7 protein-coding genes and 2 pseudogenes are annotated in these 9,694 nt (G+C 46.7%); 4 read left to right on the top strand and 5 right to left on the bottom strand.

The features are described 5' to 3' along the window. Window positions 1-478: 478 nt before the first annotated feature. From ilvC to ilvB, 3 genes are all read right to left on the bottom strand, one after another. A complete protein-coding gene (ilvC, locus tag ACJHVI_RS08580) occupies window positions 479-1,492 on the bottom strand; it encodes a ketol-acid reductoisomerase (RefSeq protein WP_483184325.1) in 1,014 nt (337 codons plus the stop codon). Between the two features lie 141 nt (window positions 1,493-1,633). Next, window positions 1,634-2,146, bottom strand: a complete 513-nt coding sequence (gene ilvN, locus ACJHVI_RS08575) for an acetolactate synthase small subunit (protein ID WP_483184324.1) — start codon at window positions 2,144-2,146, stop codon at window positions 1,634-1,636. Further along, on the bottom strand, window positions 2,143-3,897 hold the full coding sequence (gene ilvB, locus ACJHVI_RS08570) for a biosynthetic-type acetolactate synthase large subunit (protein WP_483184323.1): 1,755 nt from the start codon (window positions 3,895-3,897) through the stop codon (window positions 2,143-2,145). Before ilvB ends, ilvN begins: the two co-directional genes overlap by 4 nt. 277 nt (window positions 3,898-4,174) lie before the next feature. On the opposite strand from ilvB, the gene ACJHVI_RS08565 reads away from it, so the two are divergent. Beyond that, window positions 4,175-4,435, top strand: a complete 261-nt coding sequence (locus ACJHVI_RS08565; protein ID WP_483184322.1) for a type II toxin-antitoxin system RelE/ParE family toxin — start codon at window positions 4,175-4,177, stop codon at window positions 4,433-4,435. Next, complete coding sequence (locus ACJHVI_RS08560) at window positions 4,432-4,725, top strand: HigA family addiction module antitoxin (protein WP_483184321.1); 294 nt, start codon at window positions 4,432-4,434, stop codon at window positions 4,723-4,725. The genes ACJHVI_RS08565 and ACJHVI_RS08560 overlap by 4 nt, the downstream gene beginning before the upstream one ends. A gap of 122 nt (window positions 4,726-4,847) precedes the next feature. Here the strand turns inward: ACJHVI_RS08560 and ACJHVI_RS08555 are convergent, their stop codons facing one another. Beyond that, on the bottom strand, window positions 4,848-5,111 hold the full coding sequence (locus tag ACJHVI_RS08555) for a helix-turn-helix domain-containing protein (RefSeq protein WP_115219296.1): 264 nt from the start codon (window positions 5,109-5,111) through the stop codon (window positions 4,848-4,850). A 133-nt stretch (window positions 5,112-5,244) separates the two neighbouring features. Here ACJHVI_RS08555 and ACJHVI_RS08550 point away from each other — a divergent pair. Further along, window positions 5,245-5,358, top strand: a pseudogene (locus ACJHVI_RS08550) (IS30 family transposase); the annotation flags it as partial. A 54-nt stretch (window positions 5,359-5,412) separates the two neighbouring features. Here the strand turns inward: ACJHVI_RS08550 and ACJHVI_RS08545 are convergent. After that, window positions 5,413-5,583, bottom strand: a pseudogene (locus tag ACJHVI_RS08545) (type II toxin-antitoxin system RelE/ParE family toxin); the annotation flags it as partial. A gap of 377 nt (window positions 5,584-5,960) precedes the next feature. Between ACJHVI_RS08545 and ACJHVI_RS08540 the strand changes: the two are divergent. Continuing rightward, window positions 5,961-9,632 carry an autotransporter domain-containing protein gene (locus tag ACJHVI_RS08540; protein WP_483184320.1) on the top strand — a complete coding sequence of 1,224 codons (3,672 nt, stop codon included), beginning with the start codon at window positions 5,961-5,963 and terminating at the stop codon, window positions 9,630-9,632. Window positions 9,633-9,694 lie beyond the last annotated feature (62 nt).

Genomic DNA, 9,694 nt, shown 5'->3' with positions numbered 1-9,694 from the left:
AAACCAGTCAGCAAAGCGGTTTTTGAGGCTTCAATATCGGCACAAAAGTGGCGAATAATTTTTCTGAGATGATATCTGCTTAATTTACTGTTGTATCTCATTTTTCTAGTCTAACAGAGTGATTCTGCTAGTCTAGAGCCTTAAGTAATGTCGGATACAAGTATCCGACCTACCGATTGAAAAATGATCAAGTTTGCCATGAATTGACTATAACTATTGATTTTGTGCTGTAGTCGGAGAAGTGAAAAAGTAGCACAAGACGGCATTTGCGCCGCTTTAAAGGAAAAATTGCTGCATAAAAAAGGACTAAGCCCTGTATGACAGAACTTAGTCCTTTCTTTGGCGTTTGCAACAATTGCTTTTATCGACAAGCCAATTTGAGAAGCACTTTGGCATCGCCGTATTATCGAAGAATTGAAAAAACATTAGAGATTTGTCTTGTATGTTTTTCCGCTTCTTCGATCGGCTGATGAAAAACTTAGTTTTTCTCTCTATCTACCAAACGGTTGGCTTTAATCCAAGGCATCATGTCGCGCAGTTTGCCGCCCACGATTTCGATTTGGTGTTCCGCATTTTGACGGCGGCGGGCAGTCATGGCAGGCGCGCCCATGCGGTATTCGTTGATAAAGGATTTGGCATAGTCGCCGTTTTGAATGTTTTTCAGGCATTCTTGCATTGCCCAGCGGCTTTCTTCGTTAATCACTTGCGGGCCGGTAACGTATTCGCCGTATTCCGCATTGTTGGAAATCGAGTAGTTCATGTTGGCGATGCCGCCTTCGTAAATCAAATCCACAATCAGTTTGAGTTCGTGCAGGCATTCAAAATACGCCATTTCAGGCGCATAGCCGGCATCGACTAAGGTTTCAAAGCCGGCTTTAATCAGCTCGACTGCGCCGCCGCAGAGAACGGCTTGTTCGCCGAAGAGGTCGGTTTCGGTTTCTTCTCTGAAGCTGGTTTCGATGATGCCGGCTTTGCCGCCGCCGTTCGCCACGGCATAAGCTAAAACGATGTCGCGGGCTTTGCCGCTTTGGTTTTGATGCACGGCAATCAGATGCGGTACTCCGCCGCCTCCTTGGTAGGTGCTGCGTACGGTATGACCGGGGGCTTTCGGCGCAACCATGATGACGTCTAAATCTTGGCGCGGATTGACTTGTCCGTAATGCACGTTGAAGCCGTGGGCAAAGGCAAGTGCAGCGCCTTCTTTAATGTCGGCTTCGATTTGCTGATAAACTTCGGCGATATTTTCATCAGGCAGCAGAATCATCACAACGTCCGCGGCTTTAACGGCTTCATTGACTTCTTTGACCGTCAGTCCTGCATTTTCGGCTTTCTTCCAGCTGGCGCCGTTTTTGCGCAAACCAACGATGACGTTCACGCCGCTTTCATGCAGGTTGTTGGCATGGGCGTGTCCTTGCGAGCCGTAGCCGATGATGGCAACAGTTTTGCCTTGCAATACGCTCATATCGGCATCTTTATCGTAAAAAACTTTCATGGATTCTCCAGTTCGTTAAAGGTAAAAAAATGTGCGGCTTTGCCGCGTTTATATCGTTTCCGAAATCAAAACCAAGCGCGGTATTCAACCGCTTGATGCAGCAATTAAGCAGCATACGCGTGGTTTGGATTTCAGAATACATTACAGATCAAGGCATTTGCCGGAACCTGTCGCCGCCAAGCCCGTCACGCCGGTGCGCGCGATTTCGCGGATTTTCTTGTGATCCAGCATGGCAAGAAAGGCGTCGAGTTTGCGCGGGCTGCCGCTGATTTCAATCACGATAGTGCTGGGGTGCATGTCCACCACGCGCGCACGGAAGACATCGCTTAATTGCAGCAGATTGGGGCGGTCTTTTTCATCGGCGATGATTTTGACCATCATCATTTCGCGGTCAATCAGCTCATGTTCTTCGATATTGACGAGTTTGATGACGTCTATCAATTTGTTGAGCTGCTTATTGATTTGCTCGATGATTTGATTGTCGCAGAAGGTCGTGAGCGTGAGGCGTGAGATGCTGGGATCTTGCGTCGGCGCGACGTTCAGGCTCTCGATGTTGAAGCCGCGCGCGGAAAACAGCCCGACCACTCGCGATAAAGCGCCTGCTTCGTTTGCCATTAAAATGGAAATAATGTGGCGTTCCAGTTGTGTTTTCATACCAGCACCATGCCTTCGTCTGATTGTTTATTGGCTTTTTCATGATGCGCGCCGAGCATCATTTCGTTTTGACCGCCGCCCGCCGGAATCATGGGGAAGACGTTTTCGCTAGGGTCTGTGGCGATATCCACAAAGACGGTTTTGTCTTTCATAGCAATGACTTCCGCCAGTTTTTGCCGTAAATCCTGCGGTTTTTCAATGCGCACGCCGTGATGTCCGTAGGCTTCTGCCAGTTTGACGAAATCCGGCAGGCTCTCCATATAGCTCATGGAATAGCGTTTGTCGTAGAAAAATTCCTGCCATTGCCGCACCATGCCTAAGTAGCCGTTATTCAGGCAAATGATTTTGACCGGCACATGATATTGCAAAGCGGTGGTCATTTCTTGCAGCATCATTTGAATCGAGCCGTCGCCGGTGATGCAAAACACATCTTCTTCCGGACGTCCCAATTTTGCACCGATGGCGGCAGGATAGCCGAAGCCCATCGTGCCCAATCCGCCGGAATTAATCCAACGCCGCGGCTCATGGAAACGGAAATACTGCGCCGCCCACATCTGATGCTGTCCGACGTCGGAAGTAATCACGGCTTTGCCGCCCGTCAGCTCGTACAAGGTTTGAATGACCTGCTGCGGTTTAATCACGTCTTCACTCGGCGGAATGTCCAAGCAGCGGATGCTTTGCCACTCGGCGATTTGCTGCCACCATTCCGCCGTTTGCGCCGGATCGACAGTGCTGTCGCCCAATAAGCGCAGCATCTCGCTCAATACGGATTTAACCGAGCCGACAATCGGAATATCCACTTTCACGTTCTTTGCAATCGAAGAAGGATCAATGTCGATATGGATAATCTTGGCGGAAGGGCAGAATTTGGCGATATCGCCGGTAACACGGTCGTCAAAACGCGCACCCACCGCAAAAAGCACATCGCAATGATGCATCGCCATATTGGCTTCATAGGTGCCGTGCATACCGAGCATGCCCAAAAATTGCTTGTCATTACCGGGGTAAGCGCCCAAGCCCATCAGAGTATTGGTTACAGGCAAATTCAACTGCTTTGCCAAAGCCGTCATCTGTTCCGCCGCATTATCCAGCACCACGCCGCCGCCCGAATACAGCATCGGACGCTTGGCGCGGCTCAGCAATTTCAAGGCTTTTTTGATTTGCCCGATATGACCGTCCACCGTCGGCTGGTAAGAATGGATATGGATTTCATCGGGATAGCTAAAAGAAGCAAAGGCGGCAGTGACGTCTTTAGGCACGTCAATTAAAACCGGACCGGGGCGGCCGGTCGAAGCAATATAAAAAGCCTTTTTAATCGTCTCCGCCAATTTGTTAATGTCTTTGACCAAAAAGCTATGCTTGACCACAGGACGCGTAATTCCCACCGCATCCACCTCTTGGAAAGCATCATTGCCAATCAAAGAAGACGGCACCTGTCCGGAAAACACCACCATCGGAATCGAATCTGCATAAGCCGTGCCGATGCCGGTAACCGCATTCGTCAAACCCGGTCCGGAAGTTACAATCGCCACACCGACCTTGCCAGTGGCGCGGGCATAGCCGTCCGCCGCATGAATCGCGCCCTGCTCATGCCGCGCCAATACATGCACCAAACCCTCTTGCTGATACAAGGCATCATAAATATAAAGCACCGCACCGCCGGGATAACCGAACACATATTCCGTTCCCTCCGCAAGCAAGGCTTCCACAATAATTTCAGCACCGCTTAAATGATGTTTTTTCTTTGCCATATGAATCTTCTTTAATTAAGCCAAAGCGAGCGCCAAATGTAATCGCCGCATGCGCATCGGTCAAGCAAAAAAACGTCGATTGCCGCAAGAACCAAAAAACAATCGTTTTTCAAACCGTCTTACAGATAAGCATTATTGGAATTTATTCATTTAAAAACAATTTATTAAGCAAATACTTTCAAAGGAAAATATCCTTATCTCAATAAAAATTTTTTTGAAGTAAAAAGCAAAAACTTATTTTGTTGCACAGTCCGCAACAGATAATTATACTGACAGCATGATTACAGACATTCAACACGCAGGACTGGAAAAGTTCTACCGCACCGGCAATACCGCCGGCATCAATGCTGCTCACGCCAAAGCATTGCGCTTTGTGCTGCTGAGCTTGGACAGCGCCTATTGCGCGCAAGACCTGCCCCTGCCGCATATGCAGCTTGAGCAAAACGGCGAAAACTACCGCCTCAGCGGCACATTTGGCAGCTTAGACTTTCATTTTGCCCAAGGTAATGTCGCCATTCGGGAGTATCAAGAAGCATGAGCATGCACAATCCGCCGCATATCGGCGAAGTCATTCAGCACTTATATTTGCAGCCCTTAGGCATCAGCTTGCGCGAAATGGCGCAATATTTGGACATCTCGCCCTCGACGCTCAGCCGCCTGCTCAACGGCAACAGCAACCTCAGCCCCGACATGGCATTGCGCCTCAGCAAAACCTTGGGACGCAGTGCGGAAAGCTGGCTGACGATGCAAAGACATTATGATTTATGGCAGGCACGGCGGCGCGTATCCCTGATGGCGGTCAGCCGTCTGTATCCGGAAAGAGATTAGATGCGGTCAATCAAAATAAAGGCATGGCATTGCCATGCGTATGCTGCGGTTTGCAGCTAAGTAATCCTTATTGATACGAACCGGACTATAGCTGTTGAAACATAAAAACTAGGAAATTGATATTATTCAATGCTGATGTTTAATTTACCGCCCAAAATTTGTACATAGCGCGCAAGCGTCGCTAAATTCAAATTTTGCGTATTCTCGATTTGACTAATTGCCGATTGCGAAATACCCATTTTCTGTGCAAGCTCGCTTTGACTAAGCCCCGCTTTTTTACGCAATTGCGCTAAATCCAACTGCAACAGCGTCTCTTGCGCCTGCATATGAATCTTTTCCCTCCGCTCATGCGGCAAAGCCGCCATTACATCATCTAAGCTTCTCATTTGATTTTCCTTTCAGAGACTGCAAATAATATTCTGATTGCAAATACTGTTTATAAATTTCTTCAGCAAGCGGTATCATTTTTTGATAAAAACGCTTATCGCCTGTCTTATCGCCCCCACACAGCATCACTGCTTGACGAAATATAGTCGGAGAAGTGAAAAAGTAGTACAAGGCGGCGAGCCGCAGACAGTACAAGAGCGTACGGCAAGGCGAGCCAACGCTGTAATACCTTTTCAATTCTTTGACAGGATCGAAAACAAAAAGTAGCCGATAAGGTTTTCCCTGATGTTGCACACGCAATTCCTTCAAATTAGATAAAGAAGCGCCCTTGAGCGTATCGACATAAGGTCTGCCAAGCTGCGAACCTTTGTTTTTTAACACATTGAGATAATGCAAAATGCTATCTTGCTCCTCATCATCCAATCCTTGAAACCAAACATCAAAGGCATCAGTAAAAATCACCTGCCACATCGTTGTCATACCCAAGTTTTTTAGAAATTATAAGTTATGACTTATTACGTTTCAAGAAAAGTCGCTCAAATATAGAAGACAGAAATCCGATGGGCGATGCGAAGGCATTATGATTTATGGTAGGCAAAAGCGATTGAAAGCTTAGTCATGAACTAGCACTTCAGCAGCAAAGATGCAGTGCTTCTTTGGGATTTTTATCAAAACACAAAAATGTCGACTTTTCAGACAAAATGCCCTGTGCTTTTATCCTAAAATATAAAAGTCTGTATTCCATTATTTGTACATATGAAAATGGTTTTAAATCGAATGCAAAAACGGATTTGAATACCGTTTATAGTTAAGTAATCCGGCATTTATCACATATTAGGAGATGTTTTATGAATCGTATTTATCGTATTGTTTTCAATTATGCCTTGGGTCTTTGGCAATGCGTTTCCGAATGCGCTCGTGCGCAAGGAAAAGGGAGTAAGCCGAGAAGAAAGCTGTCTTCTATCATGCTCATCGGCTTATTAAGCTTCGGGCAAACAGCTTGGGCGGTGGATTACGATAGTGGCACGCATACTCTAAACAATCGCTATGGTGATGCGCGAGACGGCACTATGATTGATATTAATATTCGTAACAACGGCACAATTGTGAGAACGCCTAATCGTATTACCGATTTTATACACGCCAAGATTGATGTATCAAACGGTGCAAGAATTGAAAGCGGCGGCGATTATAGTTTTAACCTTCTTAATGCAGACATGAAGGCAACAGACAGCAGCATCGATTTACACACTATGAGAGTTGATGCGGGATTGATACAAGATACATTAGAAAGAAGTAATAGCCGCCTGACACTAGAAAATAGCACTTTAAAGATAGACAGCAATCTATATGTTAATGGCTGGTTTGAAGCCTTAGATACGCCAAAAGAAGGCAGTATTATGACTGCCAACCGATCGAAAATAGAAGTTGCAGAAAATTTTAAAGTTGCCAACTGGAATAGTAAAAACAACGGAACATTAATATTGAATGATTCGGAAGTCAAAGCGAAAAATTTCGATTTGACTTATGGTGGCGGAGAAGGAAAGGTTGTTGCCACAGACAGCATAATAAGCATAGATGAAAGCATGCTGCTCGGCAGCCATTGGTACGGCTCTGCAAAAGCAGAAACGCATATGGATAATAGCCGGCTCAATGTCGGCACGGAAATGTATATCGCCCCGGCAGGCACAAGTACAGTTACGGCTTCCAATGGTAGCAATTTAACGGCAAACAGCCTTTGGATCGGGCTTGCGGAAAATGCACAAGGCGAATTAACGTTAACAGATAAGAGCACACTCACAACGAATGATCAGATTTTGCTTGGACGAGATAAGGGCAGTCGCGGCTCTCTTAATCTCATCAATAATAGTACCGCTACCGGCGGTCAGATAATTCTTGGGCAAAGCGCAGATAGTAACGGCACAATGACGGTCAGCGATAGCATGTTTAATACCAATGGTGTGATGCTTGTGGGGCATCAAGGTACGGGAACAGTATCACTTAATAATAGTCAAATGACAGCGGAGGCTTTGTATCTTGCCTATGGAGATGCAAGCGGCGTAGGTAACGTAAGCGCTACTAACAGCATCATTAACAGTCAACATGTCATGACTGCCCGAGCGGGAGGTTCCGGCAATTTATCATTGGATAACAGTACGCTAAATGCCAATGCCGTTCTTGTCTCGAACGGTACGGGGATACTAAATGCCGGCAATAATTCCCGCTTGAAGATTAACAATCAACTGATTGTCACCACAAACGGCATTGACGGAGCCGTCGGCACGGTCAATATTACAGACAGCACCGCCGATGCCCCTGTGATATTAATTTACGGAAAAGATACCGTCGGCACTGTAAATGTTAAAAACAGCACACTGACTTTTAATGATATCGATAGGTCAGCCAATGCAAAACAAGCCAATTTTGCTCTTGATAATGCGACGTTAAATATCGGTAAGCAAAACACCTCGACAATATTCGGCGGTTTTAAAGAAACCGATATTATTAGTCTAAACAATAGCAATACATTCAATGTGACAGATAATACTACTGTTGCAAATACCGCCCGTATCAGCGGCAGCGGCAATTTGATTAAATCAGGCAGCGGTACTTTAAGCCTTAATATCGATAATAAAGCCTATACAGGCAAAACTACAATTGCCGACGGCGCACTCAATATTCAAGCTGACCATGATGCGGCTTTCACTACGCCTATTGACGGCAGCGGTAATCTGATTAAATCGGGCAGTGGCATTTTAAGTCTTAATATCGATAATAAAGCCTACACAGGCAAAACCACAATTGCCGACGGCGTACTCAATATTCAAGCTGACCATGATGCGGTTTTCACTACGCCTATTGACGGCAGCGGTAATTTGATTAAATCGGGCAGCGGCACTTTAAGTCTTAATATCGATAATAAAGCCTACACAGGCAAAACCACAATTGCTGACGGCGCGCTCAATATCCAAGCTGACCATGATGCGGCTTTCACTACACCTATCGACGGCAGCGGTAATCTGATTAAATCGGGCAGCGGCACTTTGACTCTCAACAGCAATAGCAAACAATGGCTTGGCGAAACGCATATTGATAAGGGAAGGCTCAAGCTGATTGGCGATTATGCAATGCGTAGCGACGAGGTCTTGGCAATCGATCTGCATGGTATCGGCAATGATGAGAAAGGTCAGTTATCAGTTGAGGGCAATGCCCATTTGAACGGTACGCTGAAAATAAAAGCCTCTGATGTCATCAAAGGATTAATCCATGGCGGTAATTTTAATCAAGAATGGTTGAATGTCGTTGAGACCACCGGCACAAGAAGCGGCGAATTTGCGCATTTAGCCGTAGTGGATACAAGCGGTGCGGCAATTGACAATTCCGGCATTACGGCGGATTACAGCGACAAAGCCGTGCATTTAAAAGCTAGACCTGTTTTGGTCGATGGTTTTGTCGATGCGGTAAAAGCGGATAATAAACCTGCATTGCTGCCGATTGCAGATACGCTGGACGGCATGAGCACCGCTTCAAGTTTGGGGCAAGTGCTTAATCTTGGCTCAGCCGGATTAAGCGATGCTCAAAAAGCTCAGGGTATAGCGGAATTAAGCCCGATGGGCGCCAATCCTTGGCTAATCGCTAATCAGCAAAACCACATGCAGATTGCCGTTGACACGCGCGATATTGACCGCGAACGTCATATTTGGGCAAAAGGGATTGTCGGCGCAAGTCGTTTAAAAGCGGATAACAGCGGTTACTTAGGCTATGATGCCGAAGACAGAGGCATTGTTATCGGGGCGGATATGCCGATAAACGACGGCAATTTGGGCTTGGCCTTAGCTTATGTGAAAAGCGATGCCGACAGTCTGGGTTTGGCTCGGCAGCATGTTGAGGCAAAAAGCTATCAGCTGATGCTTTACGGCGATTATGATTTTGCCGATTTTTCCGTACATGGCAAACTGGGTTTAGGACGCAGCAATATTGAAGGCAGCCGCCATATCAATACTTTGACTGCCGGCAATCCTGTCGTCGCCAAATCCGATTACGATGCCAATGCCTTCCAAGCGCAATTGGAATTACGCCGCCCCTTTGCCGTCGGCGAGGGCAGCATTACGCCTTTCGCAGCGCTGCATTATGCCGATATTTCCGGCGATGCTTATCAGGAAAGCGGCGCGGGCGTGTTTAATTTAGGCGTAGGCAAAGCGCGTTATCGAGATTTCAGCTCCTCTGTCGGCGTTTATATCAATCAGGCGATTAACCCTCAATTTGCCATTACAGGCAGTCTGTCCGCCGCCTTGCACACAGGCGACAGAAGCCTTGACAGCCGTGCGCATTTTATCGGCACGGATAACAGCGATTTTGCCATGCAAGGTCAAAAACTGGGCAAAGGCTCGCTGAACGCCGGCATCGGTCTTTCCTACCAAACCGGCGCAAACAGCAGCCTGCATTTGGACTACCAAGGCAAATGGCGCGGCGATTATCATAATCAAGCTGTGAATTTAGGCTTCAAAATGAAATTCTAAATACCGCTGATGCTGCTTTGTCAGCAAGATTAAAAAATCGCTCTTATCGAGCGATTTTTTTA

The organism is Suttonella sp. (assembly GCF_056855035.1).
The sequence above is the reverse complement of the archived record's forward strand: the minus strand, read 5'-3'. Positions and strand labels throughout refer to the sequence as shown.